The organism is Bacillus sp. FSL P2-0099 (genome assembly GCF_038007445.1).
Classification (GTDB): Bacteria; Bacillota; Bacilli; order Bacillales; family Bacillaceae_G; genus Bacillus_A; species Bacillus_A mycoides.
Window position 1 is genome coordinate 3,042,009 of the sequence record NZ_JBBOXE010000001.1, and the last position, 25,439, is coordinate 3,067,447.

General features: G+C 33.8%; 26 protein-coding genes and 4 pseudogenes. 6 read left to right on the forward strand and 24 right to left on the reverse strand.

Annotated features, from left to right (window positions below):
• Nucleotides 1-242: 242 nt before the first annotated feature.
• The 3 genes and pseudogenes from MKY90_RS15630 to MKY90_RS15640 form a co-directional block, all read right to left on the reverse strand.
• A pseudogene (locus tag MKY90_RS15630) lies at nucleotides 243-1,258 on the reverse strand (ParM/StbA family protein).
• 35 nt (nucleotides 1,259-1,293) lie between these two features.
• Nucleotides 1,294-1,695, reverse strand: a complete 402-nt coding sequence (locus tag MKY90_RS15635) for a peptidase U61 (protein ID WP_098168603.1) — start codon at nucleotides 1,693-1,695, stop codon at nucleotides 1,294-1,296.
• 123 nt (nucleotides 1,696-1,818) lie between these two features.
• The gene (locus MKY90_RS15640; protein ID WP_061688574.1) at nucleotides 1,819-2,205 is read right to left on the reverse strand and encodes a general stress protein; all 387 of its coding nucleotides are present in this window, start codon (nucleotides 2,203-2,205) and stop codon (nucleotides 1,819-1,821) included.
• A 111-nt stretch (nucleotides 2,206-2,316) separates the two neighbouring features.
• Here MKY90_RS15640 and MKY90_RS15645 point away from each other — a divergent pair, with 111 nt between their 5' ends.
• A complete protein-coding gene (locus MKY90_RS15645; protein ID WP_098168602.1) occupies nucleotides 2,317-2,472 on the forward strand; it encodes an acyl dehydratase in 156 nt (51 codons plus the stop codon).
• Between the two features lie 118 nt (nucleotides 2,473-2,590).
• Here MKY90_RS15645 and MKY90_RS15650 read toward each other — a convergent pair whose 3' ends face one another.
• A complete protein-coding gene (locus MKY90_RS15650; RefSeq protein ID WP_002165492.1) occupies nucleotides 2,591-4,129 on the reverse strand; it encodes an alpha/beta hydrolase in 1,539 nt (512 codons plus the stop codon).
• 572 nt (nucleotides 4,130-4,701) lie between these two features.
• Here MKY90_RS15650 and MKY90_RS15655 point away from each other — a divergent pair.
• Nucleotides 4,702-5,067: a YxeA family protein gene (locus tag MKY90_RS15655; RefSeq protein ID WP_201031352.1), complete on the forward strand. Its 366-nt coding sequence runs from the start codon at nucleotides 4,702-4,704 to the stop codon at nucleotides 5,065-5,067.
• A gap of 115 nt (nucleotides 5,068-5,182) precedes the next feature.
• Here MKY90_RS15655 and MKY90_RS15660 read toward each other — a convergent pair whose 3' ends face one another.
• The 5 genes and pseudogenes from MKY90_RS15660 to MKY90_RS15680 all read right to left on the reverse strand — a co-directional run.
• Nucleotides 5,183-5,893 carry an alpha/beta hydrolase gene (locus MKY90_RS15660; RefSeq protein ID WP_098168600.1) on the reverse strand — a complete coding sequence of 237 codons (711 nt, stop codon included), beginning with the start codon at nucleotides 5,891-5,893 and terminating at the stop codon, nucleotides 5,183-5,185.
• Between the two features lie 274 nt (nucleotides 5,894-6,167).
• A complete protein-coding gene (locus MKY90_RS15665; RefSeq protein WP_142343738.1) occupies nucleotides 6,168-6,863 on the reverse strand; it encodes a polysaccharide deacetylase family protein in 696 nt (231 codons plus the stop codon).
• A 421-nt stretch (nucleotides 6,864-7,284) separates the two neighbouring features.
• Nucleotides 7,285-7,968 carry an N-acetylmuramoyl-L-alanine amidase family protein gene (locus MKY90_RS15670; protein WP_098168598.1) on the reverse strand — a complete coding sequence of 228 codons (684 nt, stop codon included), beginning with the start codon at nucleotides 7,966-7,968 and terminating at the stop codon, nucleotides 7,285-7,287.
• Nucleotides 7,969-7,984: 16 nt separating this feature from the next.
• Nucleotides 7,985-9,099 (reverse strand): annotated as a pseudogene (locus MKY90_RS15675) (sensor histidine kinase); the annotation flags it as partial.
• Nucleotides 9,066-9,146, reverse strand: a pseudogene (locus MKY90_RS15680) (DNA-binding response regulator); the annotation flags it as partial. The pseudogenes MKY90_RS15675 and MKY90_RS15680, both read right to left, overlap by 34 nt.
• 252 nt (nucleotides 9,147-9,398) lie before the next feature.
• On the opposite strand from MKY90_RS15680, the gene satA reads away from it, so the two are divergent.
• Nucleotides 9,399-9,950 carry a streptothricin N-acetyltransferase SatA gene (gene satA, locus MKY90_RS15685; RefSeq protein WP_098168596.1) on the forward strand — a complete coding sequence of 184 codons (552 nt, stop codon included), beginning with the start codon at nucleotides 9,399-9,401 and terminating at the stop codon, nucleotides 9,948-9,950.
• Nucleotides 9,951-10,048: 98 nt separating this feature from the next.
• On the opposite strand, the gene menA is transcribed toward satA, so the two are convergent.
• The gene (menA, locus tag MKY90_RS15690) at nucleotides 10,049-10,960 is read right to left on the reverse strand and encodes a 1,4-dihydroxy-2-naphthoate polyprenyltransferase (RefSeq protein ID WP_098168595.1); all 912 of its coding nucleotides are present in this window, start codon (nucleotides 10,958-10,960) and stop codon (nucleotides 10,049-10,051) included.
• A gap of 520 nt (nucleotides 10,961-11,480) precedes the next feature.
• Between menA and MKY90_RS15695 the strand changes: the two genes are divergently transcribed.
• Nucleotides 11,481-12,065 carry a hypothetical protein gene (locus MKY90_RS15695; protein WP_003190019.1) on the forward strand — a complete coding sequence of 195 codons (585 nt, stop codon included), beginning with the start codon at nucleotides 11,481-11,483 and terminating at the stop codon, nucleotides 12,063-12,065.
• 63 nt (nucleotides 12,066-12,128) lie between these two features.
• On the opposite strand, the gene MKY90_RS30445 is transcribed toward MKY90_RS15695, so the two are convergent.
• The 9 genes and pseudogenes from MKY90_RS30445 to MKY90_RS15735 form a co-directional block, all read right to left on the reverse strand.
• Entirely contained in the window at nucleotides 12,129-12,191 is a 63-nt protein-coding gene (locus MKY90_RS30445) for a hypothetical protein (RefSeq protein ID WP_350200069.1), read from the reverse strand.
• Nucleotides 12,176-12,310 (reverse strand): annotated as a pseudogene (locus MKY90_RS15700) (IS3-like element ISBt2 family transposase); the annotation flags it as partial. The pseudogene MKY90_RS15700 and the gene MKY90_RS30445, both read right to left, overlap by 16 nt.
• 129 nt (nucleotides 12,311-12,439) lie before the next feature.
• The gene (locus tag MKY90_RS15705; protein WP_098168594.1) at nucleotides 12,440-13,039 is read right to left on the reverse strand and encodes a DJ-1/PfpI family protein; all 600 of its coding nucleotides are present in this window, start codon (nucleotides 13,037-13,039) and stop codon (nucleotides 12,440-12,442) included.
• Between the two features lie 63 nt (nucleotides 13,040-13,102).
• A complete protein-coding gene (locus MKY90_RS15710; protein ID WP_098168593.1) occupies nucleotides 13,103-14,077 on the reverse strand; it encodes a phosphotransferase in 975 nt (324 codons plus the stop codon).
• A 278-nt stretch (nucleotides 14,078-14,355) separates the two neighbouring features.
• Nucleotides 14,356-14,760, reverse strand: coding sequence for an arsenate reductase (thioredoxin) (gene arsC, locus MKY90_RS15715; RefSeq protein ID WP_061674483.1), 405 nt, complete (start codon nucleotides 14,758-14,760; stop codon nucleotides 14,356-14,358).
• Nucleotides 14,761-14,785: 25 nt separating this feature from the next.
• Entirely contained in the window at nucleotides 14,786-15,826 is a 1,041-nt protein-coding gene (gene arsB / locus MKY90_RS15720) for an ACR3 family arsenite efflux transporter (RefSeq protein WP_098168592.1), read from the reverse strand.
• Between the two features lie 18 nt (nucleotides 15,827-15,844).
• Entirely contained in the window at nucleotides 15,845-16,282 is a 438-nt protein-coding gene (locus MKY90_RS15725; RefSeq protein WP_063217977.1) for an ArsI/CadI family heavy metal resistance metalloenzyme, read from the reverse strand.
• 60 nt (nucleotides 16,283-16,342) lie between these two features.
• Nucleotides 16,343-16,669, reverse strand: a complete 327-nt coding sequence (gene arsR, locus MKY90_RS15730; RefSeq protein ID WP_161939634.1) for an arsenical resistance operon transcriptional regulator ArsR — start codon at nucleotides 16,667-16,669, stop codon at nucleotides 16,343-16,345.
• A gap of 512 nt (nucleotides 16,670-17,181) precedes the next feature.
• The gene (locus MKY90_RS15735) at nucleotides 17,182-17,691 is read right to left on the reverse strand and encodes a DinB family protein (RefSeq protein WP_063217978.1); all 510 of its coding nucleotides are present in this window, start codon (nucleotides 17,689-17,691) and stop codon (nucleotides 17,182-17,184) included.
• 415 nt (nucleotides 17,692-18,106) lie between these two features.
• Between MKY90_RS15735 and MKY90_RS15740 the strand changes: the two genes are divergently transcribed.
• Both MKY90_RS15740 and MKY90_RS15750 read left to right on the forward strand, forming a co-directional pair.
• Complete coding sequence (locus MKY90_RS15740) at nucleotides 18,107-18,406, forward strand: hypothetical protein (protein WP_098168591.1); 300 nt, start codon at nucleotides 18,107-18,109, stop codon at nucleotides 18,404-18,406.
• 302 nt (nucleotides 18,407-18,708) lie between these two features.
• A complete protein-coding gene (locus tag MKY90_RS15750; RefSeq protein WP_016094626.1) occupies nucleotides 18,709-19,146 on the forward strand; it encodes a GNAT family N-acetyltransferase in 438 nt (145 codons plus the stop codon).
• 230 nt (nucleotides 19,147-19,376) lie between these two features.
• Here MKY90_RS15750 and MKY90_RS15755 read toward each other — a convergent pair whose 3' ends face one another.
• From MKY90_RS15755 to MKY90_RS15775, 5 genes are all read right to left on the reverse strand, one after another.
• Nucleotides 19,377-20,807, reverse strand: a complete 1,431-nt coding sequence (locus MKY90_RS15755; RefSeq protein ID WP_215599495.1) for an IS4 family transposase — start codon at nucleotides 20,805-20,807, stop codon at nucleotides 19,377-19,379.
• Nucleotides 20,808-20,920: 113 nt separating this feature from the next.
• Complete coding sequence (locus MKY90_RS15760; RefSeq protein ID WP_098169138.1) at nucleotides 20,921-21,139, reverse strand: hypothetical protein; 219 nt, start codon at nucleotides 21,137-21,139, stop codon at nucleotides 20,921-20,923.
• 445 nt (nucleotides 21,140-21,584) lie between these two features.
• Nucleotides 21,585-22,529, reverse strand: a complete 945-nt coding sequence (locus tag MKY90_RS15765) for an acetyl-CoA carboxylase carboxyltransferase subunit alpha (protein ID WP_063217980.1) — start codon at nucleotides 22,527-22,529, stop codon at nucleotides 21,585-21,587.
• Nucleotides 22,530-22,561: 32 nt separating this feature from the next.
• Nucleotides 22,562-23,008, reverse strand: coding sequence for a MarR family winged helix-turn-helix transcriptional regulator (locus MKY90_RS15770; protein WP_000817662.1), 447 nt, complete (start codon nucleotides 23,006-23,008; stop codon nucleotides 22,562-22,564).
• Nucleotides 23,009-23,525: 517 nt separating this feature from the next.
• On the reverse strand, nucleotides 23,526-25,382 hold the full coding sequence (locus tag MKY90_RS15775) for an alpha/beta fold hydrolase (RefSeq protein ID WP_098169137.1): 1,857 nt from the start codon (nucleotides 25,380-25,382) through the stop codon (nucleotides 23,526-23,528).
• Nucleotides 25,383-25,439 lie beyond the last annotated feature (57 nt).

Genomic DNA, 25,439 nt, shown 5'->3' on the forward strand with positions numbered 1-25,439 from the left:
ATATAGGTATTCATGTCTTGGAGGAAAAGTTTTTAAATCATCTAAATTACAAAATAAATGGCATAGGAGGTCTTATTCTGTTACAAGGAAGACCCCCTATATATTAGTTATTTGTATTCTCAATTTTAAACATTTCCTCTATACAAGCACTTTTTATCTTTTCTTATAAAGAATTTTTTATATGTGGAAAAGAAGCTACATAATTTGGCACGTCTATTCAACGAACTCCATTTCGGTCGTTATTATAATTTAGATTCATATGCAGATTGATTGGTGATGTCGTCAAATACTTGACTTCCAATCATATAGTATCCATGAAGTGCAGCCTCTTTCGAAGCGTCTACCATACGGAAAGAAGAAATTTCACCTTGCATTTTTTCAATTCGTTTTTTGTGGATATCTACTATTCCTCCTGTCCAAATAATAGTTTCATACTGGTCTGTTCTTGTAATACACGCATAACGTCTTGGAAGTGTTTATCCAACTCTTTTTGAATCAAAGTATCAACCTGACTTGTCTGAGGATTTTCTTCTCGACCTCCATATCCTTTTTCTAATATTTTTGGCATGTCGTTAATATGCAAGTGATTACTTTCCCCCGCATGATTCTGCAGGATATTCTTAATATTTTTCAAAGGCTTGCTACATCCTAGTTTTGTCTCATAATGATTTAAAATGACATTCTGTTTCATATCTGTCATTTCTAATGTACGAAATCCACCATCAATAATTAAGATACGATCTCGTTCCTGAATGATTCCCTCTTTTAAGAAATAGGCATGTAAAGCGACCGGTTGCTGAAGAATCAAAGCATTTTCCACCGTAATATTAATAAATTTCCCATCAATTTGCACGGAAGTTTCTTTTTTTAATACATTTTGTAATTGCTCATGCTGACTACCAAAACAAGTAACGGGAAGCCCGGTAACAACTAAAGGTAACACGACATTTTCTTTATAATCCTTTGCAATGCAACCAAATATTTGTTGTTTAAACTGTTCGCTTTCATAATAATTTTCTATTTCTTCGTCAAATGGAGGAAGAAATGAAGCGTCAGATTGATGTGCTTCATTTCCCATGTAGTATGCAAAGTCTAAGTCTATAAAACTCACCTTTGTTAAATCTTCACTTTCAGCATGATTAGGTACAGGGGCTAGTGTGGAAGCTTCACTCTTAATCGTCACCTCATAATCTACATCCTTTCGATATGCCCGCTTGGTAAAGCCAATTCCTACATCAATTGCATACAGAGATTTCATACTTTTTTCCTCACTTTCTCTTTTTAGAATTAAATCTAAGCACTCTCTTCTTTCCCTTCTTTCATAGATTTCTTTTCATTTTTCTTTTTTTCACCGTCTATGTCCTTACTATTTTGATTTATTTCGTAATCCTTTTCATCTTTTTTCTTTTTGTCATTTTCGTTTTCTGTTAAATCTTTAATAGTAGAAATGACAACCGGTGTGGCTGTAAGCAAATGTGGTAATGTTTGTTTTGCAACATTAGCTGCAGTTACAGAGAATTGTTTACTTGTCTCAGTTACCTTCTCCAATGTTTCCTTTATGTTTCCTTCTTGTAGTTTGTCTTTTACGCTTTTTCCTTTTGTTTGTATAGCTTTCCGATTTTCTTTTTTTAATAGGGAGACCATGACTCCGGTCGTAATCCCAATCAAAGCATATTTAAATATTATATGTTTCATTTTTCTCATCCTTCTCTACTTTTATTTTCTTCAATGCTACAGCCTAAAATATAGTCTATTTAAATCTTTTCTTGAAATAGGAAATTAGCATTACCTTACCTATTTATCAGATGTTGCAATCTATTAGAGCGAATGATAGTTTTGCGGCTGCCTATCACTCGCCATTTGTGTTTCAGCTGTTACTAGGAGTAAAATTCTCCCTTGATCTAATTTTTCTTCATATAGGTTAGCTTCCTCCTTCGACAACCCCATTTCTTCCATTTGATTTCGGAGTTCGTCCCCTTTTTTGGAGAAAAAGTTGATAATACTTGTGCCCAATCCTTGTTCTTTTACTCCAATTGTATTTGTGTTTGTATCATCCGCAATCCTTTTTGTTAGATGTTTTTCATGTGCTAAGACATAAATGTCATCTTGGCGAATCCCTTGCAATTCAAGCTCTTTTACTTTCATAACTACTTCCTGTTCATTTTGATATTCATGAACCACCGGTTTTCTTTCATTCTTATGCATGGTATCTTTCCTCCTTTAGATTTTTTATTTAGTTGTTATGTAATATGTAATACACCTATTTTAAAGATGTTAAACCTAAATTTTCAAAAAACTTAATACAATAGGTTATTAATGTTTTTGAATATCAAAGCGATGTCACGAGAACTTTACTTTAATAAAAGCGTTACAAATAACGATTTGTTTGGAAGGCAAGCCCCTTATTTTATAGAAAATTTCTATTTAGAAAAAGTTACAAAAGGAGTACGAAATATTTTTTTCGTTAATTAAATCAAAGGAAAATATAAAAACACTCCTTTTCAAAGAGTGCTTTTAAAAAACATATAACCTAATAAAAATGTTTCTATTTTGATTACAGAAAGAAAGTCTTTATTAAAACATATGGTTGCTAATTTAATTGCGATCTTCCTTGCACCCAAGCAGCAATATCATTTATAACATACTCAGGTATATTAGCAGGACTATAATATTCATCCGGCTTACTTATTTCCCCATCACCCTCTGTAAAGAAATGATTTAACTTTGGATATAGTCGATAATCAACGTTATCTCGTTCTTTTAATTGTTCTTTCCAAAGAGGAATTTCGATTTTTGATTGAACTTGATAGTCTCTTTCTCCTTGAATAATAAGAAGCGGTGTCTTTTGTTCTTTTGACATTTCTGCTGCTTTAATTTTCCGGATAGAATCCCAAAATACTGCTGATCCTAAGTAAAAATCTTTTGGGGGATTCTGACTAGAGAAATTGGGATCATTTAATAATTCAAATTGCGATTTGTAGAATTTATATTCCTCTAGGTTCATTGCTCCAATAGAAAAAAGGTACTCAAATTGATCTAAAACAACGTCTTGGATCGTACGAGCTGGCCCTCCCATTACAATTGCCCCAGCAATATTTTGATTTTGGTCTTTTTCAATCATTTTCGGAAGCATCATTCCACCTTGACTATGACCCAGAATATAAATTTGATTCTTATCTATTAGAGGCTCATTTTTAAGAAATTGAGTTACAAGAAGAGCATCATCTGTTGTCTCTTTATCAACTGTATAAAAGGGACTGAATTGTGTTTTCAACCCATGTTCATATGTTCGTTTATTATAGCGAAGGACAGCAATTCCCTTCGATGCAAGACCTTCAGCTAAATCGCGAAATGGTTTTAAAGCAAACGCTGTTTCATCCTGATCAGTTGCTCCAGATCCTTGAACAAGAATAACCGCTGGGAAAGGACCCTTTCCTTTTGGAACAGACAATGTTCCTGGTAATGGAAATGCACCACTTCCAACTACTACTTCTTTATCAACAAATGATTCAGGCTTACTATATGATGGACGCTCTGCAACAGGACTAAACGACATGCTGAGTTGAAAATCGTCTATTTTTCCAGATGGATCTAGTTTTATTAGTAACGGTACAGTCATTTGTTCAAAAACTAATTGAATCTCCACATTTGTATGAACAGGATTTGTCTCTTTTTGTGTAACCTCTCCAATTTCTATAAAAGAACCTGCTTGTAATTGAACTGGCAGTCCCTCCCAATAGCTCTTCAACCATTCTTTGGATATTATTTTCTGTAATGACCTTGAGGTTAAATCAAATGCAGATTTATAATCTTCACTATTCATATGGCGAATAAATGAAAGAGTAGTAGATATAATAGGATTTTCATCATCACTATTGTCTACTTTTTTTATAGTTGTGTTTGCTTCCTTTAATTTCGAAATAAATTGGTGGTTAAACAGATAATTATATGTATCAGGATATAAGCTTGTTTTCAATACTTCCGTATTCCGTCCCTCATACAAACTTGAAGAACTCGTAAAATTTTCAGGTGAAATTACTTCCTCCGCATATGAGACTGAGGGAATTGTTATTGTACAAATTGCACTGACAAGTAATAACTTATTACTTATTCTTCTTTTCTTACCCATAATTATTGATTCTCCTTTCAAAATTAAAAATTTCTAATACAGTATGCCAACTATAAGGAAAATAAAAATTATCAAAGAGATTAATAATCTATTTTACGATCCCCCTCTCAAGTTAAAAAGCTATCATTAACAAACTTCAATAAAAAATGCCTTCTCCCTCTTTTTTTATCATTGGATTTTCCAATGACATAGAAGCACAGCGCTGCATTACATGTAACTGCCCATGGGATTCTCTATTCCAAAAGAAAAAGCACCCGACTAGATGCTTTCTTTAATTGTTCTCACTATAATTTATTTAGATAATTCTCTTATTACTGTAAGATAAATTTATTCTAGTTCCTAAATCCCACTTATTTCTTAATTCACTCATACCAATATAAAACCAAATAACCTACCATCAAAAAATAAAGAAAACAGGTTATTTGGCTATTCATTCCGTAAGCTTAATGCTCAAGTTAATCTTTTTTCACACGGTTAAACTTTATTAAGAAAATCTTAAGGAATTTCCCTCTATATTTATAAGATTTTTTTTTTATACTGAATCATGTAAATGAACAAGAGGAGAAACGATCATGAAGAAATTTGTAATTTGCATACTAGGAATAGGCCTCCCTATATACTTACTACCTTTCATATTACGCGGAGATTTAGACAGATTTAATCCGATTGCTGAAGAAAAAAATGTATACGCTATTGCGGAGGAATATGGCGTTCCAGATTACCATCATAAAGGAAGAGCTATGTACTCGCTAAAAGGTGTTGATGAATTAAGGAATGAGAAGGAATATAAAATAGGAACGAACACTCCTAATGATTTTATAAGAAAAACTTACTTAAAAATTCATGTGAAAGGTAAGTATGTCTATTCCTACGACATTATTTCTGAAAAGGACATTCCGGAGAAAATAAGGGGACAATTGGAGATAGCAAATAAATAAAAGAGCCAATTCGTACGAGTTGGCTCTTTATTATCTCTCCCACCTACCGTTAGGCTATCTTCCTACACATGCTTGAGATGGGAGAATCCTTTCGGTAAATTTATTACATTCGCTATCATTGTTTTAATAACCATTCTTCAATTACTTTCACTGTTTCATCTTGTTGTGCTTTTGACGTAATTAAGCTCGCATTATCACCTTTTTGCTCACCATACATGCCAAAATGAGCATGATTGCCGCCTTTTATCATGTACATAGTTGTATTCTTTGACATTAACTTTTTATTGTTCTCTATTTTTTCTACGGTTGCTAAAGCATCTACTTCCCCATAAATTGATAACATCGGAAGCGATTTAGTAGAGAAATCATCTGCAGGATACGAACCTAAGAAAATGATCCCGTCTACCTTGTCTTCATGTTGAAAAGCATACTTAGAAATCATAGCTCCCCCCATTGAATGCCCCGCAACATACCATTTTTGAACTTCAGGATACTGTTCAATTACACTGTCTACTGCATTGATTCCAAGTATCGCTAAGTTTAATGGTAACTTAGGCATTACTACAAAATGCCCATCTTTTGCAAGAGCTTCCCCTAAGTAACTATAAGCCTCAACTTCTACTTTAGCTCCTTGATAAAAAATAACCCCTATTTTAGCACCTTTCTCTCCAAATACTATATTCTCTTCATCTTTTTTATCATCCACTAACGACAAAGCCTCTTTCGTTGGTTTATAAGTAAACTGAGACCAAGTCAAAAAAGCAATACTTCCCATAAGTAAAATACCTAGTAAAGAGTACAGAACAATTTTCAACCACTTCTTCACATATATGCCCTCCCTAAGATGTGTATATTCTATACTTTAATTATTATTACTATAATTGTCGAATAATCTTAACTAATAAGTTTAGAAAAAATAATACGAGCCCTGAAATGCCGTTTTAACATAAATTCAATATATTATTTTAAAAAGTAAGCTTCATAAGCTAAGTAAAATTTTATAAAGAAAAAGCCGATTTCCTTATCGTATAGGAAATCAGCTTTTGGCTTAGTTATTGATTTAGTAATAAAAACACCTTTTTAAGATAACTAAGTTTATACTATAGACGTTGATCTTTCTGGAAGTTTAAACGAAAATGATCCTCGTCATTATATACACCAAATTCATATCCTTGCTCTTTATAAAATTTAATAATTTCAGGAAGAGCTTGTAAGGTTTGCGCCTTTTCATGCATTAAAACAACTTCTACTTCTTCTGTTGTCTGTTTCTTTACATTTTCGATAATCTGAGTTGGATTATCTTTTAATTTCCAATCATTTGAGTCTATTGTCCAATCCCAAACTTTTATTGCCGCTTCTACAATTTGATTACGAATTTCCTCACCCTTTAATCCTGGTGCAGATCCATATGGCGGACGAACTAGTTTAGGAGTTGTACCCGTAATATTATGGATAAGAGCTAACGTTTCTTTCATCTCCGGTACAAATTGTCCTTTTTTGTATAGCTTATCACTGTTATGTGTCATACTATGAGCACCAATATAATGTCCTTCTTTTACCGCTCTTTTTACATTTTCCTGAAAACCTGTATTTTGTAAATTGCTACCTTGCATAAAAAATGTCGAGGCAACATTTTGTTCTTTTAGTACATCTAAAAATTTCCCAGTCAATTCGCTAGGACCGTCATCAAATGTCAAATAAACAACTTTTCCTACCGGTTTTCCATCAGGTCTTTTTTGTTTTGCTGGTGATGTTTCCTTTTTCTTTTCTTGTTGTTGCGTATTAACTTGTTTCATACTTTCATTAGCTACTCCCTTCGCTGGGATAGAGTGCCATTTTCCAATTAAAAAGAAAGTGAAAAAGGTCGTTGCTAAAACAACTCCTAGAGATATTATTACCTTAGTTAATCGACTTTTTTTTTCTTACTTTGTGATTCTTTCATTATTTTTCGATCCTTTCCCTATTAATTTTCATATTCATTATTTATAAGGCTGAATCATTAGTTTCAACCGGTGTTTACAATAAATAGATTAATAGAGATGGATAAAGATAAAATGCAGATAATGTCGAAATCAGTTAAAGAATAGCGTATTGCATCCACTCTTTAGAAAAATATTTGTTTTTAATTTAAAAACTGGATATACACCAAAAATAAAAAATACTACTCTTCCTAATTAAGATTTAGAAAGAATAGTATTTTTCTATTTGCCTATTTTATTACATCGTAAAATAATTAATAATGCCATCCACAATTCCTTTTTGCGATTTTGCTTGGAATTCTTCTGAATTCATTCTTTTTTCATCACTCGCATTAGATGTAAACCCTAATTCTATTAGGATAGCCGGAGAAGGATTTTCTCGTAAGACAAGAAAATCACTGCCATGAACGCCTCTATCTCTGCTGTCTATATTTTGATCAAAAATAGCTTCTTGTACAATCTTAGCTAATTTTTTATCTTTCCTTTTATTAGATCCATAATGAGTTGTTATTCCCTTTACATTTGTATCCTCAAAAGCATCATGATGAATGCTAATATAAAGATCCGCCGAATGGTCTTTCACTACTTTAACACGCGCTTGTAATTCTTCCTTTTGCTTTGTTTCTGGAAGTAAACTCATATCTTGTTCACGTGTCAATATAACTTTTGCATCCGTTCTTTCTTCTAATTCTTTCTTTATATTTTGTGCTACTTTTAAATTAAGCTCTTTTTCAATCGTTCCAAATTGCTTTCCTTTCGTCCCTCTATCTCCTCCACCATGCCCCGGATCAATTACAATTGTTTTTCCTCTTAATCGTAAATCCTCTTTTGATATGTTTTTGTACCCTTTAGCATGTATGAAACTAACGCCTGTACCCATTATTATTATAATAAGTAAAAGCAATATCGCTCTTTTTTTCATTTTAACAATCTCCTTATCAGCTTTTCATTCCATTTCTAATGAAAATAGTAATGAATGCTGATAAAGATAAAATGCAGATAATGTCGATTTTGTTTAAAAATGATACGCCATCTTCTGTATTCGAAACACCATATTCCGCGCCATGCAGCTCTAATATTTTTTTTGAAATAGCAAGTCCCAATCCGGTTCCACCTTTGGAGCGTTGACGGGACGTATCTCCTCGATAAAAACAATCCCATATTTTCTCTAAATGTTCTAGTTCAATATGTGCTCCTTTATTTTCTACACATACTTTTACACGTTCATTCTCTTCTATTGTAGAAATAATAATATCCTCATGTTCTGGTGTGTAACGAATCGCATTCGTAATAAAGTTAGTAACCACCTGTTCTATTCGATGTGGATTTGCAACAACTTCAATTTTAGAAAGTTGTTTATGCACATGTAATTGCTTAGCTGTTATATCCGAAGTTAATTGCTCACATATATAATCAATCATCTCGTCAATATGGAAAACATCCATTTCCATTTTATACGTACCAGATTCGAATTTTGCTAACTCCAGCATATCAATAATGAGCATATCCATTTTATCTACTTCCTTTGACATTGCTTTAAAGTAATAATCCTTTTTATTACTAGCAACACCATCCTCCAAAATTGAAATACAGCTCTTCATAATACTTAAAGGTGTTTTTAACTCATGTGAAACACCAGCAATAAATTCTTTACGTGTATTTTCTAATTGCTTTTCTTTCTCTATATCTTGCTGCAATTGATGAATATACGAATGCAACGCTTTAGAAAGTGTATTAATATTTTGTGATAAATCACCTATTTCATCCTTTGTAGTAATAGGTATCGTCTCTGAAAAATCTAAGCCTGCGATTTTTTTGTAGTATCATTTATTTGTAATAGTGGTTTGGCAATTTTCTTTGAGTAATAGAACGATGTCAAAACAATTAAAATCAGTACAAATAGAATTAAATATACATAATAATCCTTTATCATTTGCACAGCTTCATCAACTGGTTGCAATGATGTCATAGCAAATATGTAATTTACCTTACCATCTGCATCTATTGTTGGTTTGATTAATAGTTTATATTTAATATCATTTTCTTCATAATCTCACGTAAAATATCTTCATCTTCTACGATTAATATTGTTCTTTGCATCTTTTATCTTCTCCACGATTTATTTTATTGTTAGGAAGAAATAGTTCATTTTATATGTTAACCAATTAGAAATCTTTCACTATTTCCGTCACTACTACATACAACATAGTTATATCAAGATAATAGCGTGACAGTATAAAGATAAAATGCAGAGATAGCCTTACTATTGAAATGCTATTATAATTTTGTAATTGGAATGAATTTGAATCACATAAAGAACCAGAAGAAATACTATTATTTGGAGGTATCACGATGAGCCTTGTAATTAGAGAGTTAGAAACAAATGATTTAGATAATTTCCCGGAGATTGATGACAGTTTTATAGTGAATGCTCGGTTAATTCTTTCTCTTTCAAAAGGAAATAGACGCATACAATATACAGTAGAAGACGTTCCGAGTTATGAAAAAAGTTATTTACAAAATGATAATGAAGAACTGGCGTACAATGAATATATGAATAAGCCTAATCAAGTAATTTACATAGCACTGTTACATAACCAAATCATTGGATTCATAGTATTGAAAAAGAATTGGAATCACTATGCTTACATAGAAGATATCACGGTGGATAAAAAATATCGTACACTCGGAGTTGGTAAAAATTTAGTTGATCAAGCAAAGCAATGGGCAAAAGAAGGCAACATGCCCGGGATCATGCTTGAAACGCAAAATAATAATGTCGCAGCATGTAAATTTTATGAAAAATGTGGATTTGTAATTGGTGGATTTGATTTTCTTGTTTATAAAGGTTTGGATATGACAAGTGATGAAGTTGCAATTTATTGGTATTTGCATTTCAAATGAGAATGTTCTTAACGTTAAACAAAATCAAAATAAAAACCCCACTCTCTCTATACTAAAATTGAAAAAGTGGGGTTAATTTACTTAACAATATTTTTTATTTAAAACAGATAACTAATTAATAATCCTGCTGATAATAAGAAGCCAAAAATCGTATTTGTCATCGCTGTTGATTTCATTGCGATGCGCATATATCCAGGATCCTTTGCTCCTTTTTGGAAACTTTGAATTGCAGAGATTGGCTTTCTCAAACCTAGGAACATAACTAATGCCCAAGGGCTTATATAACCCATCAATACAATCACCGCAATCCATAAATAAGCAATGAAAAAGGCTACAGCTAGTGTTACTATTGCTTTTTCTCTCCCAAGGAGGATTACCAACGTCTTTCTTCCACCTTTAATATCTTCTTCGATATCTCGGATGTTATTCGACATGTTGATTGCACCTACTAAAATTCCAATTGGAATGGAAATCAATACACTTTCAATCGTTATCGTATTTGTTTGAATAAAGAAAGCAATGAGTACAAAACATGTCCCCATTAACAATCCAGAAACTAATTCTCCAAACGGAGTGTACGCAATTGGTAATGGACCGCCTGTATATAAATAGCCAACCGCCATCCCAATTAAACCAATGACGACTAACCACCAGCTGCTATTCATACAAATATAAACTCCAATAATTGCTGCTACTACATACAATAAAAGTGCAACTGTTAACACATTTTTTGGTTTCAATCCGTGACGGACAATTCCGCCACCAATCCCAACAGAATCAGCGGTATCTAATCCACGTTTGAAGTCATAGTACTCGTTAAATAAATTCGTTGCTATTTGCAATGCTAAACACGCACTCATCATCGTAATAAATAAAAGCCAATGAATTTCTGCAACATAAAGTGATGCTACTGTTCCTAAAATCACAGGAGAAAACGTCGCCGTTAAAGTATGCGGGCGCGTCATCTTCCATATTAATTTAGCGGAACTAATTTCTTTTTCATTCCCCATAACTCTGTTCAATCTCCCTACATTTTAAGTATAAAATCACTAGAAGTATCTTTCTTTCTATTTCTTGATTCACATCCATTAATTATATCAAATAAATGATACCCCTTCTAACAAATCTAATAATAGTAAAGTGAAAAGTTTAAAATTGAATTACTATTAAGCTAACAAAACTAAATTTCTTTAAATGTGGTACCGTCACCTGCCCATCAACTTAAGAAAACAGATCCACCTTAAACGAAAAAATGAGCTTTTTTATTGCAAGTTAGGGCAAAACCTCATTCTGGAGGTAGCTCTATTTTCTTAGATTGATAGCGATTTGATGTAAAATTAAGATTGTTCAAGTCGGAGCAAGGCACTCTATGATTGATTTCATTTTATAAGAAATCCACTGCAGAAAAAGAAAAATTTTATTTAGGAACTAATACCTCACATCCAAAAACAAGTGATACATGTACTAATTCTTATTTAATTTCATTTTTTATTAAGGCAGATTAAAAATGAATTAAAGGTGTGTGAAAAAATGGAGGAATTAAATCAAGTTTTAAACACTTCTGAAAAAATTCAGATAGATAATGAAAGTACATCAGATGTAGAACAATTATTAGACTGTTCTACTCCTTGTCAAAACGTCATAAATACTTCTGGGACAATTAGATTAACGGCCGGTACGAGTAATCCTTCATCAATTATTTTTCCAGAGCCATTACATGTTGGTGATACTTTCCCTGTAATTACAGATCCATTTTATTTAAAACTTAATGTTGCTCAATGTGATGCTCAAGCATCTGTAACTACTCCTTGTGGTGTTATAGAATGTAATGTTTCTGTATCTCAAATTACTGCAGTTGGAAATTTACCATTCTATTTTGGATTTCCAGCTCAATTTTTTCCATGTACAGGTCCAAGAACAGGATTTAGTGCATATTTAAATGATGTTGTACAAATAAACAATGTTCTTTGCTATAACTGTGATGGATCTTTACCTCTATTATGTGTAAATGGACTTTCACAAGTAAATGGTACAGCAACTTTAGTAAGCATTCGTCGAGATAGTTCTTATATATATTTTGATTTTAATGTGGAGATTGTCTTACCTGGTTGCTAAAAAATAAAAAGCACTTATCTTTTTTTGAAGTGACCCCCAAAATCGGAACACATATCAAAATACCTAAACCACCTGTTCCCTATATTCTTTAGGGGATAGGTGGTTTGATTTTTCTTGAATTCGCACACAATTGTAGTATTTTTAATTCCAAGTGTCTCTATAATGGTACGATTTGAATACCCATTCTTTTTCATTTGAATCACTTTCCACTTTATTTCTTCAGAGTAATGAACTCTTGTCTTCAAACGAAAAACACCTCCTGAATTCGCATACTTAATATGCAAATTCAGGAGGTGTTTTTTCATGTACCACTATTCGGATTCACTTCACTACAGCAAGCACCCTATTATTACGCCAATAAAAAAGAATTCAAATCACTTCCAAACAACACCTCGCCTCTCGTATTCCATTCTATATTCAACAGCAGCTGCAATTTTGGGACTTGCGAACCTTTCCGTGATCCAAAGTCCTAAATCAAGTCCTGAAGTAACTCCTCTTGCAGTAATAATATCGCCTTGATCCACAATTCTGTAAGGAAGAATTTCGGCCCCATATGTACGAATTTCATTCTGCGCCAAACGATGCATTGTTGCCTTTTTATCATTCAATATACCGGATATAGCTAGTAACATACCTCCTGTACAAACTCCAGCAACAATTGTTCCTTCATCGTGCATCTCTCTAATCATTTTGATCAAATTACCAAGTTCTGCTTGCTTTCGTGCCCCATGTTCAGCTTTATGATTCCAACCACCACCAGGTACAATTAACAAATCTGGGCGATTATCCATTCGTAAAAAATCATGTAGTTTCACCGTAACTCCAAACGAGGTAGTAACTTCTTGTTTTTGTTCACTAGAAACTAACTCAACCGTAAACGGAGCCCCTTCTTCTATCGCTCTTTTCAATACCTCAAAAGGTGCAAAGGAGACAAGCTCTCCGAATCCGTCAAACAATACAATTTGTATTTTCATTTTTAGAACACCTCATATGCGTTGTTTTATAAATCCCAAAAGAGAAGAAATGTTATCTACAAATTAAAACAATGAAGACAACCTTTCTCCCCTTACTCTATAAACTTTCAAATGTTCCTCTAATTCTCTCCCGTCACCTAATAGGCTCATCGTCTTTTTAACGAAGTTCCAATTTAAACTACCGGATAACCATAGCAACGAAGAAAGTCTTTTATAATCATTTGAAGTTAAAATATTATTAGCTTTATACCCTTCTAAAAATGCTCTAGCAACTTCCGGACATACTTTATGCGACTGTATTCCTTTCGTTCGAGAGTACCATTTTATTAAAAAGGCTAACCCTTCAATACGGTCAACATAACTAATAGATTCAAAATCTACAATTCCCTTTACCTGTTGACTTGAGCCCCATAAAACATTCAAAGGATTTAAGTCTGTTTGTACAATAAACTCTAATTCACTCGTATATGCGCAGTCTATATGATATTTAGCAAGATCTATATACTCCCGCAATTCCTTACATGCGCTTGTCTTGCTTTCTAACATATTAATAAACTCAACATACCCATCCAAATGAGATTTCTTCTGAAAAATCGCGCTTTGAAATGCACTAGAAATATCATGAACCTTTCTTGCTTCCTTTCCAAATGCTTCTGCGATAGCTTCCGTACAGAGTGTAATATGTTCTCCTTCAATCCAATTAGACAATATAAATCGGTATTGTTCATCATTCCAAGCGACTAATGTAAATGACTCCCCTGACCTATTTTTATTAATTTGCATAAAAAGGACTCCATGCTCGCGTAAATAATACGTAAAACGTACTTGCTCTATCAGTTGTTTGTTTGATAACGCCCCAAAAGCTGGATTGATTGTTCGCTTGCTATTGATAAACCGTGCGGAATATCGCTTCCCATTCACCATAATTTTATAGTGTAGATCTGTATTCCAGCTATTTTTATGTAGCTCTTCTTCCACTGCTAGTGAATGAATTTCTTTAAAATAATTTATTAATACGTCTTTTATTATGTGTTTCACCCTTTTTTCCTTTCATGTGAAAAAATTTTTATTACACGCTATTTTTTATGATTACTATCTCGATTACTCTAAAAACCAAAATTTTATTCATTGTTAATTACCAATAGTGTTTTTTTCTATATATAAATTTAATAGAGGCAGACTACCATTCTAACTATATCATTCTTACATAATATTCTGCATTCGTTGAGATAGTTGTTGTAAACCAATGCAGTAGTGACTATGTATAGAAAAAGAGCCAATCCCCTATACAATAGAAAATTGACTCTTTCCTTTATTTACTCCCCTGTTTCAGAAAATCGTTTTATACGTTCCCCAATTTCATCGCGAACACGTTGAAATTCAGACCATTCTTTTCCTGCCGGGTCATCAAATCCCCAGTGAACACGATTTACGTGCGGAGGTGTCGAAGGACAAACAGAATCCGCATGACTACAAAGGGTAACAACTAAATCAGCGTTATTTAAAATATTTACATCAATTATATCTGATGTTTGATCTGTTATGTCGATATTTACTTCTTTCATCGCTTTAATAGCATTTGGATTTACTCCGTGTGCTTCAATTCCTGCAGAATATACATTCCACTTATCGCCTACATATTGTTTGCCCCATGCTTCTGCCATTTGGCTTCGGCATGAATTTCCTGTGCATAAGAAATAGATTGTCTTTTTGTTTTTCATGTTGTTTTCCGCCTTTATTTTTAAATTATACTGGTTGATCATTAAAATATTTACGCTTAAACCAAAAAGCGACGTTTACAAGTGCAATCATTACAGGTACTTCAACTAAAGGCCCGATAACAGCTGCAAATGCTGCGCCTGAATGAATACCAAACACACCAACTGCTACAGCAATTGCTAACTCAAAGTTATTGCTACCTGCTGTAAATGCTAACGTTGTAGTCACCGGATAGTTTGCACCAATTTTTCTTCCCATAAAGAAAGAAACAAAAAACATTACAATAAAATAGATTAATAACGGAATTGCTATTCTTACTACATCTAATGGTACGCTAACAATCATTTCCCCTTTTAAAGAGAACATAACGATGATTGTAAATAGTAATGCAAGTAATGTAAGTGGACTAATCTTAGGTATAAACACCTTTTCATACCATTGTCTTCCTTTTAACTTAACGAGTACAAAACGTGTTAACATACCTGCTATAAAAGGAATTCCCAAATAGATAAATACTGATTTCGCTACTTCTACCATTGTAATATCGACAATAGCCCCTTCAATCCCTAACCATTCTGGAATGACTGTTACAAACACGTATGCATAAACGGAGAAAAATAACATTTGGAATACGGAGTTAAAAGCTACTAAACCTGCTGCATACTCTTTATCCCCATCTGCAAGGTCGTTCCAAACAATCACCATTGCAATGCAGCGTGCTAAACCAATCATAATGAGTCCGACCATGTATTCTGGCTTATCAGGAAGAAAAATAATTGCTAAAACAAACATAAGTACAGGCCCAATAATCCAGTTTTGTACTAAAGATAAAACCAATACTTTTACGTCTTTAAATACTCGGCCCATTTCCTTGTAACGAACTTTCGCTAATGGTGGATACATCATGACAATTAAACCGACAGCGAGCGGGATAGACGTTGTTCCAACTTGTAATGTATTTAGTCCGTCTACTACACTAGGAAACACAAACCCTAAACCAATCCCTACAGCCATAGCTAGAAAAATCCATAGTGTTAAATATCGATCTAGAAAAGATAAACGTTTCATTTTATTTTCCATCTCCTATTAACAACAAGAATTTTTTTCTACTACGTTAGAAGTCGTGCAACAAGATGAATCTTCAATTTTATGAACATCACTATGTGCTTTCGTATAAAAGAATTCCCACTCGTTCCCATCAAAATCCGTTACCCAAAACTTATCTTGAACTGCATAGCAACAAGTCGTATCCATCTCATCACGTGCAAAGAACCCTTCTTTTTCTAATCTTTCTTTATGAAATGTAATTTCTTCAGCTGTATCCACTTGGAAACCAAAATGATTTACCTGATTTCCCTTCACTTCATCTCGTACGTTTAGCGTAAAATTAAGTCCTGGCGTCTCTAATAAAAATTTTGCATAATCTACTTTCACCTTTACTGGTGATACGCCAAATACCTTTTCGTAAAATTCAATAGACTTCTCTAAATTCGTAACATTTATCCCAACGTGAACATATCTCATAGCTTCTTCCTCCTCTTTACATGTTATTAATCAATTTTTTTTGATTAATAGTGCAAAATTTTAACAGCAACTACCTTTGCCTGTTTTTCTAAAGATACAGCATAATTCTTCTGATAATAAATTATTTACTTCCGCATCATTTAAATCATAATAACTCCACGTACCCTTTGTTTCTTTTACAATTAAACCTGCATCTAATAAGATTTTTAAATGATACGACAACTTAGATTGCGTCATTTCAAAAACTTCTGTTAAATCACATACACAAGTCTGGCCTCGCTGGCAAAGTTCATACATAATCTCTAAACGCTTCTGATCGGCCAACGCTTTGAATTTTTTCTCATATAACTTAAAATCCTGTGCCACTGTAGTTTCCTCTCCCTTCATCAATTTTTTTTGATATTTATAATATATACGCTGATTAATTTATTATGCAACTAATTAATCAATTTTTTTTGATTTACAAAAACCTCCTCACATCATATCTTTGCTACAACTAAAAAGGACCATAGCCTTTTCAAAAATAAAAAACTACGGTTCTTTTTACAACTTAATAGTTACAATGTTTCCGAGGAATGGAGTCTCTATAACTGTTTTAAATTTTAATTTGACCATTATAGCGTAGTGCCCCATCACCATCAAGCTAAGAAAAACAAATACCCCCAAATGAAAAAAATCGATATAACTCTTCGGCAAATAAAGATAACTCTTGTTTTTGGTACATATTCATAAAAAGCACGTCACCCTTTCTCATTAACATAAGAGAATAGTAATGTGCTTTTAATTTCAAAAATAGTCTAAATCCTTAAGTTGATGGTTGTGGGGCGGGACCCCAATAAGAACGGTATCTAAGGTTGGATGAGAGGTGTTAGTTCCATTCCAAAGGCCTCAGCCGAAGATTAACTCAAGTACCGATTTCGGATGACCCCCATGTGATGAAGTTCGTGTCCTGCGATGCCGTACGCGAGGGCGCGCACCGTAATGCTTAGGTTGTTGGCTGTGCCCTTGCGGGTCCACGCCTCCGCCGGTAGCCCGCGCAGCAATGTGATCGTTGATTGCCGTACGGCCCGGTAATCTTCGGCCAATTGCTCGGTTGTCCAACTTCCGAAAGGAGGCATGAACAATTCCTGATCAAAACCAGTCAGAGACGTCTGGTCCCCTCTTGCGAACCGGAGCAGGCGGTAGGTCATGACGCGTTCCGCATCTGCAATGTGGCCCACGACTTCTTTCAGCGTCCATTTTCCTTCCGCATACCGATATGCGGCCTGGCTTTCGGTCAACGATGCCAGGAGCTCGGTCATTTGCTTTTCCTGGGCGAACAGAATATCGATGATGTTACCGTCCGGCACCAAACGGATATATTCGCCGGAGTTCCCGGCGTATTCTTCTTCTGAAGGTCTTTGATTCATGCGTATTCACCTCTTTATGTACATATAGAAAATTATAGCGCTCGTCTATGTCTAATAAATTCGCGAAATGATAGAACTTCCCTTCTAATAATTGAGGATAAGCAACTATTTAGTTGGTCAGTCGCCACACTATCCTGATTCGTTAGCACAATAAAAATTATCTGTTATACAATATTTCGAAGTTATTAATATATATAGGTAACACTTTCTTTTTTAATTTAAAGATGAATTTTCAATTGTATTTTGAAATGAACCGGAGTAAAACACGCTAGTCTAACTACTTTTTCATACAAGATTTTATGCAAAAAAGAATAGCGAAGATCCCTAGAATCCCCGCTATATCAATGATGTATAAAATCTTGTGTAAGAGATAGATAGACATAGAGACAAAAAATTTAGTAAAAACAAGGAGTTTATGAAAAACTTGCTACCGACAATAGGACGTTATGTTAACTATACTTGTATGGAATATACAATCCAAAAAACACAGCACATCACTTTTTCGAAATGGTACAATAAGGAAAAAAGGTGGAGGTTTCATCATGAAAAGACAGGTCAATCATTTATGGATGAGTATTTCATGTTTCATGCTAGCCGTGGCTTCTGGATAAGTTGCGTATGGACAATATGTAGAAGGTATAAGAATAGCAATTACATGGGTACTCATAGCATTAAGTCTAAGCAATTTATTGATGGGTTCGTTACATCTGCGTAAGCATCGGAAAAATGTAAAATCACAAAACCTCTTAGAAAATAATTAGAGGTAACTGTAATGAAAAGAAAGGAGAACAAGAAAAATGGAAATGCTCATTACGCTTCTTCTAATAGGAGGGATGGCTGCCTTACGAGTAATAGCAATAAGTAAGATAGAACTTCAAACAAGTGAAAGTCGAGTGGTAACTTGTCCAAAATGCGGTAGGAAAATTAGGAGAGGAAATTTTGCCCCCTATTGTAATCATTGTAACGTAACATTTTGACTTCCGCTAACGTGCGTTATGTAAAAAAAGGAGGGGAAATATGATTAAACAAGCTAGTAAAAATGATCTGAATGAAATTCTAGCAAAATCAGATAATGCTCTATACGAAGGAACGGCCAAGACCTTTAAACCTACACAAGAACGAGTAAAAGAGATTGTACAAACAACATTAGAACAAGGAGCATACTACCTAGTATCCAAAGATGATGACGACTTAAAAGGATGGATTCTAATTGGCAGTGGTAAAGATTATTTTTCACAAGAGAGTGTAGGATTCATTTACGAATTATACATTTTACCAGAGTATCGTGGTCAAAAACTTTCAAAGAAATTGATGAAGGCAGGTATAGATGAATTGTCTTTAAAAGGACATAAAGAAATACGATTAAATGTTCATGCAAAGAACTTTGCAAGAGAATTATACAAAGAATTTGGCTTTGTAGATCGACAAATTTCAATGAGTTTAACCTGTAAATAATGAACTTCTGATAACGAGAATTATGTAAATAAGCTGTCCATGTGGACAGCTTATTGTTTTTTTGCTTAGCATGCAAAATTCGTGTCTTGTTGGCGGGACCCCATCGCTATCAAGCTAAGCTTATGCAAAGTCAATCTTAGGCGAGATTGTTTCTTTTTTCTAAAGGGTAAGTGTAGGTGATTGAAAGATTTGCATACGAAATAAACCCTAACGGGTTTCACTTTTTTGAATTAAGCGGCTTGATTATCAGACATGGTACAATTGTAAACGACACCTAATATATCAAAGACCGTTTTTTTCTCATATCGATGAGATTTCCGTCCGTTTTGCTGTAGAAGATTGAACAGACGAAGTAACATCTTTGATAGCTCTTGGGTTTTTTTCTGTATAGTTTGGAATAGAAGAAGAAAATAGTCTTTAATCATATATATGGCTTTATACTCACTCAGTTCTCGTTTTTTCTTCATGAGGAGCAATTGGCGCATTTGAAACATGATAGAAGAACAGAGTAGAATAGCAATCAATTGACCATATAAATGGCACTCTAATCGTTCTGGTTTTATCTTTTTACAATGATGAATTTGAAAGAATGACTTCCACGTTTTAAATAAAATTTCGATTTGCCAACGCAAAGAATACCAGTCATGTACCTGTCCCATCGGGACAATATCTGTAGGGGTGTTTGTCATATATACATTGATACCGCTGAGTCGTTTACTACGAGGAGAATACTTCATTCCTTTCTTTTTTTCTCTTACAGCTTGATCTTGTAATCGTTTTTGTTGCTGTTGTTTTGTTAACCGATGAACAATTACACGAGCTGGCACTTTATCAATCATTCCTACATAAGCATCAGCCATTTCACATGTTTGTCCTGGTTGAAGGGATTTCATTAAGGTCTCCATATCTATCTGTATATACTCTGTACCTTTCTTAATTCTTCCATCTTGAAAATAATCAGGGTTAGGATTTTTTTGATACATACGTGTATTCGACTTGATACGAGAGATATAGTAGGCCTCTTTATCTTGTATATGTTGAAGGTCTTTTAAATGAAAATAACCTAAATCTCGGATACATAAATCATTCGCTGTCACAGTTGGGGCACACAGAGAGCCGTAAGTGCGATCATGTTGTTTACCTGGACCTGTATGAATATGTAGGAACTGTCCACTTAACAAATCATATTCAAGTTGAATTTTTATCCCAGCCGTATGGCTGCATCCTCCTGCACCTGGATAAACCGATGAAAATACATCCGGGAGTTGAAATGCAGTTGAATCTAAAATACGAATACGCTTGAAGACAGAAGTGTATGGAGAAGAAATCGGCATAGATGCGGCCAATTTTTTCCTTAGTAGTTCGGCTAGTAGGTGTTGTAAAAGTTGGACGGCCGCCTTATTAAATCGTTGATTCAGTCCCTCAGGACTGATAAGTACTCCTGTTGATGCTTCTAAACAGCTAGATAACTGAGTTAAATAAGTCGTAGCTACATTTTGGCTCAACCATACACATAAAGCTACTAAATCTTTTGCTTGATACTTACTGGTTCGTTGTACAAAGCCAACATCTCTAGCAAGATCCCGTAAGGTATTTGGAGATAAAAAACTTTGAATCTCTTGAGCAAATAGTTGTAATTCGTCAGACACAGAAACAGACATAAAAAACGCCATCCTTTCCTATGATTCTACAGAAAGAATAGCGTATTTTTTCTTTTTATGGATACATTTTTTTAGCTCGATAGCGATGTGGTATTACCTCAAATATAATTATTTTATTTGAAGGTCTCTTTTAAATTTGTTTCAAATCTTTTCATAGGTTGATATACAAGAACGTGTAGTGATAAACCTATCACTGCAGTAATGTTTAAAATAATACTTATAATCATTAAAGACCATTCTATAACTGGAGAAAAGTATCCAGTCGTACTTAATGTAGAAGAACTTACACCAAGTATTAAAATCACTAGTAGTAAAGGTAAGTTTTTAACCAATTTGAATCCCCCCTTTAAATATAATATCTTTATATTATTATATCACACACTAGGTTATGTAATTAATATAAGATAGTTATCTATGGGAATTTAACATGTTTTTTTCGTTTTGGGGGTGACCTATTTTTTTAGCTTGATAGCGATGTGGCGGGACCCCATTGCCATCAACCTAAGCTTTTGAGATACCCCTATACCGAAATTTCCACCTTTTCACAGTTACTTATGAGAATTCAGCTCATTTTTTCGTTTTGGGGAACAATCAATTTCTTAAGTTGATGGGTATGTGATAATGCTTCCATTTGAACAAATTTTCCTTTTCCATACCGATCACACATCTTTTGTAGAGTAATAGTATAAGCATATCCCAGTTTAAGAGGTTACTTACAAAATATTTAAATTTTTTTTGCGAGAATCCTCCGAAATGTAATACGGACTTTAAATATTTTCATTTATAATTCTCTATTTGTCTATACTTTTCATACCGCTGTTGTATAAGCTCTTCCGAGGATAATAGTATCAATTTTTTTAGAGATGATTCGATTACAGATTCAATCATTTTTGCCTGTGATTTTATATCATTTTGTGCTCCACCTTTAATTTCAGGAATGATTTCATCAATAATTCCCAAATGTTTTAAATCTTTTGCTGAAATTTTCATATGTTCAGCAGCTTCTGGAGCATACTTAGCGTCCTTCCATAGGATAGATGCTGCTCCTTCTGGCGAAATTACCGAGTACCATGAATACTCTAACATATGGATATGGTTACCGACACTAATGCCAAGAGCTCCACCACTTGATGCCTCTCCAATTACAATACAAACAATTGGTACTTTAAGTGTAGCCATTTCAAATAGATTTCGAGCTATCGCTTCAGAAATTCCACGTTCTTCAGACCCTTTCCCTGGATAGGCGCCTATTGTATCAATAAATGTAATAATAGGGCGATTAAATTTATCAGCTTGTTTCATAAGTCTTAGCGCTTTTCTATAACCTTCTGGATGTGCCATTCCAAAATTTCTTTCTATATTTTCCTTTGTATTTCTACCTCTTTGATGACCAATAACCGTAACGGGCATCCCTTTAAATTTTGCAATACCACCTATCATTGCTTTATCATCACCATATAATCGATCACCATGAAGTTCGAGAAAGTTTGTAAACAATAAAGGTATATAGTCCAATGTCGTGGGTCGGTTACGTAGCCTTGCAATTTGAACTCGTTGAAAAGGTGTAATATTAGAATAAATTTTATCTTGCATTTTATTTAAACGTTTTTCTAATTCATGAATTTCTGACGATAAATCTACATTATTTTCTTTCATAATTTTCTTTAATTCATCAAATTTCTCTTTTAATTCAATAATAGGACGTTCAAAATGCAAACTCATTTTATCCTCCAAATGTTATGACTTACCTCACTCTAATCAAAAGGCTTAGAAATAGAATCAATAAATAATTCAAAACCATCCACAACTATTTTTTGTTCTGATTCTGATAAATTATTGAGAATACTTTGATAAAATGTAATGGATTGCTCTCTTAAGCAATTAACAGTTATGTGACCTTTTTCTGTGAGGTGCAGAAAAAGTTCTCTTCTATTTTTTTCATTTACTTCACGATAAATAAGCCCCTTTTTTACTAACTTATCTACCAATCTACTTACAGTTGAAGTCTCTAATCTAAGTTTATTGGATAGTTGCCAAACAGTTAGTTTTTCCACCTCTAGTTCCTCTAACGCCATCATTTGAGAAGTTGGTAAAGGTTTTTCAAATGGTCCATTGGGCAAATTTTGAGATTCAAAAACCCCAGTTATTATAATCATTTTCTTAATATCTGTTCTTAGTTTTAAGGCATCTTCTCTTTTCAAATAGGTCACCCTCCTACAACTAATGTATCATACATCAATTGTATTATACATGAATATGTTTTTTCACAAGCTTAACCTAAGCCAATATTACAACATGGACGAGATATTTCTTCTTGTTAAAATGGTATAAGTAGATTGTTTTCTACAAATGGCAGAACATCAATTATGTATCAGGGGCCTTTATGGGGTACCGCTCATCGCAATCAAGCTAAGAAAATAAAACTACCCAAAAAACGAAAATTTTGTGATAACTTGTAACAAAAAACTCATAATTTTTTTTGGGAGTTCTAAATTCTTAAGTTGATGGGCATGGGGTAGCACCACATCGCCATCAAGCTAAAATTTTATAGCACCCCCAGAACGAAATTTTGTACTATCTTGTAACAAAATGCTCATTTTTTCGTTTTGAGGTATTTGCGTTTCTTAGTCTGATAGTGATGGGGTGGGCCCCACACAGTACGATTTTATTTCAAAGACACAACGATCTTACTACACACTGTTTATTTATCCCACACTCTCATCTGCTAGTATTACTATTTTTTATTACTAATGTTGCCGTTTCACTCGGATGGCTAAGAGGAAAATGATGGCCATATGGAACAAAATCAACCTTACCAAGATGCGATGGAGCAGAATAGCCTCTGTCATACTCCCCCCAAATAATGTGAAGATTATACTTTGTTACTTCATTGAAATCACCTTGATCGTTTTTCAGTAGTAAACTGTTAAGCTGAACCGTAGTATTTAAAATTCTAGGAGAAGTAAAACTGTTACTTATTTTTTCGATATAATGTTCAGGGATGCTCTCCATACTTTCAAACAAACCATTACTTAATAAATAACGCCCTATCAAATTAGTAGTTGCCAATTTTAATGTCCATTTGTTCATAAATTGGGGAACATTTAGCGATTTAGCATTTTTTTTAGCAACAGCTGGCTGAAGTAAAGTGATTGAATACTTCTTATCTATGTACTCTTGTACCAATGCTTCCAGAAGAATAAACGCACCGAATGAATGGCCAATTAGATGTGCACCATTAGTAGCTTTCTCCAATAACTTTTTCACTACATTCAAATAGATATCTAGAAGATTTTTCTCTTGTTTAAAAGGAGAACGTCCCAAACCTGGAAGATCCAAGATCCATACAGGTTGACCAGTTTTTTCATGAAGCTCTTGTGCTAAAGGAAATAAATCCTCTCCATCACTCAATAAACCATGTAATAAAATAAACGGTTTACCCTCTCCTTGTAATTGGTAAAGGGTAGTGTTATCGCATAATGTTCGTTTAAATAAATGATTATGCTGGCCATTTTGATACATCATTCGATAATCCAGATCAGCTACTACGGCAGGGAAAAATTTCATTACACTCGTCTTCTTAAACCAATCTCCTCCCATAATTTTTTTCGCTGAAACATTTGAAAATTTTCGTTTTGTAATAAAATTCAGTCCATCAGAAGGAATTTTTGTTATTTTACTTACTCCACTATTCATAATTGCTTTCATAAGTGGCATTGGGACAGAGATTTTTGGTGCCCTCATATTCATACTTTCCGACATAATACTTAATAATTCAGCAATGTTCTGATCGTGCTGTTTGTCTTCAACAAGTGTATATGTTTGAATAGTCGGTTGTTCCAATCTGAAAACCTGCACAATAAACTTCGCAAGCTCATCGTTTGAAATCAGTGGTAACCTATATCCCTTACCTCCAGGAATCACTGGCATGAGCCCTCTTCGCATACTCATCACAAGCAAACCTAATCCTGCTATCTGCTCTGTACTTCCTGTTTTACTACTACCGACTACAGTTGGCGGATTAATTACAGAAAGCGGATAACCTACTGCTGATGCCTGGTGACGGATATAAAGATCTGCTAAAAATTTTGTTCTCTCATATGGATTTTTTATTTTCAAATAATTGTTTCCTTCTTTAAACACATCAATTGCAATCTTGCTATTTTTATCATCAAAGGGACTCATATAACCTACAACATGAATAAATTGTTGCAAGCCCTTCAATTGATGAATGCTTTTAGCTAATTCACTAATGTGTTTGGCGCCATTTAAAAATACGGAAGCTGCCTCTTTACTTGCCGCTTGAATATCCATGGGGCCTCCTGCGTGAATAATCACATCCGTTTTCAATACCCTCTCCTTATCTTCAGCACTTAGACCTAAATCTATTTTCGTCAAATCACCTTCAATAAAGTGCATAACTGCCTTTTTTAAGATGCCTCTTTCTTGAAAAATGCGTATTGCTTTACTTTTCGACCTTACTAAAAGAAGAATTTTAACATCCTCTTTGGCTAATTCTTTTACTAATTGCTTTCCAATAAAGCCTGTTCCACCAGTTAAAAATACTGTTCTCATATAAAATCCCCTTTTTAGTACTAATTAGTACTAATTTGATGTAAAAAAAATGCTTCT

Excerpts from the sequence above, each read along its gene's own strand:
- MKY90_RS15695 (WP_003190019.1), top strand. The coding sequence starts at position 11,481 with ATGGAGGAATTAAATCAAGTTTTAAACACTTCTGAAAAAATTCAGATA.
- menA (WP_098168595.1), bottom strand. The coding sequence starts at position 10,960 with ATGGGGAATGAAAAAGAAATTAGTTCCGCTAAATTAATATGGAAGATG.
- MKY90_RS15725 (WP_063217977.1), bottom strand. The coding sequence starts at position 16,282 with ATGAGATATGTTCACGTTGGGATAAATGTTACGAATTTAGAGAAGTCT.
- MKY90_RS15705 (WP_098168594.1), bottom strand. The coding sequence starts at position 13,039 with ATGAAAATACAAATTGTATTGTTTGACGGATTCGGAGAGCTTGTCTCC.
- satA (WP_098168596.1), top strand. The coding sequence starts at position 9,399 with ATGAGCCTTGTAATTAGAGAGTTAGAAACAAATGATTTAGATAATTTC.
- MKY90_RS15645 (WP_098168602.1), top strand. The coding sequence starts at position 2,317 with ATGTTTTTGAATATCAAAGCGATGTCACGAGAACTTTACTTTAATAAA.
- MKY90_RS15755 (WP_215599495.1), bottom strand. The coding sequence starts at position 20,807 with ATGTCTGTTTCTGTGTCTGACGAATTACAACTATTTGCTCAAGAGATT.
- MKY90_RS15740 (WP_098168591.1), top strand. The coding sequence starts at position 18,107 with ATGAAAAACTTGCTACCGACAATAGGACGTTATGTTAACTATACTTGT.
- arsR (WP_161939634.1), bottom strand. The coding sequence starts at position 16,669 with ATGAAGGGAGAGGAAACTACAGTGGCACAGGATTTTAAGTTATATGAG.
- MKY90_RS15775 (WP_098169137.1), bottom strand. The coding sequence starts at position 25,382 with ATGAGAACAGTATTTTTAACTGGTGGAACAGGCTTTATTGGAAAGCAA.
- MKY90_RS15765 (WP_063217980.1), bottom strand. The coding sequence starts at position 22,529 with ATGAGTTTGCATTTTGAACGTCCTATTATTGAATTAAAAGAGAAATTT.
- MKY90_RS15670 (WP_098168598.1), bottom strand. The coding sequence starts at position 7,968 with ATGAAAAAAAGAGCGATATTGCTTTTACTTATTATAATAATAATGGGT.
- MKY90_RS15735 (WP_063217978.1), bottom strand. The coding sequence starts at position 17,691 with ATGAATCAAAGACCTTCAGAAGAAGAATACGCCGGGAACTCCGGCGAA.
- MKY90_RS15640 (WP_061688574.1), bottom strand. The coding sequence starts at position 2,205 with ATGCATAAGAATGAAAGAAAACCGGTGGTTCATGAATATCAAAATGAA.
- MKY90_RS15750 (WP_016094626.1), top strand. The coding sequence starts at position 18,709 with ATGATTAAACAAGCTAGTAAAAATGATCTGAATGAAATTCTAGCAAAA.
- MKY90_RS15655 (WP_201031352.1), top strand. The coding sequence starts at position 4,702 with ATGAAGAAATTTGTAATTTGCATACTAGGAATAGGCCTCCCTATATAC.
- MKY90_RS15635 (WP_098168603.1), bottom strand. The coding sequence starts at position 1,695 with ATGAAACATATAATATTTAAATATGCTTTGATTGGGATTACGACCGGA.
- MKY90_RS15665 (WP_142343738.1), bottom strand. The coding sequence starts at position 6,863 with ATGAAACAAGTTAATACGCAACAACAAGAAAAGAAAAAGGAAACATCA.
- arsB (WP_098168592.1), bottom strand. The coding sequence starts at position 15,826 with ATGAAACGTTTATCTTTTCTAGATCGATATTTAACACTATGGATTTTT.
- MKY90_RS15650 (WP_002165492.1), bottom strand. The coding sequence starts at position 4,129 with ATGGGTAAGAAAAGAAGAATAAGTAATAAGTTATTACTTGTCAGTGCA.
- arsC (WP_061674483.1), bottom strand. The coding sequence starts at position 14,760 with ATGAAAAACAAAAAGACAATCTATTTCTTATGCACAGGAAATTCATGC.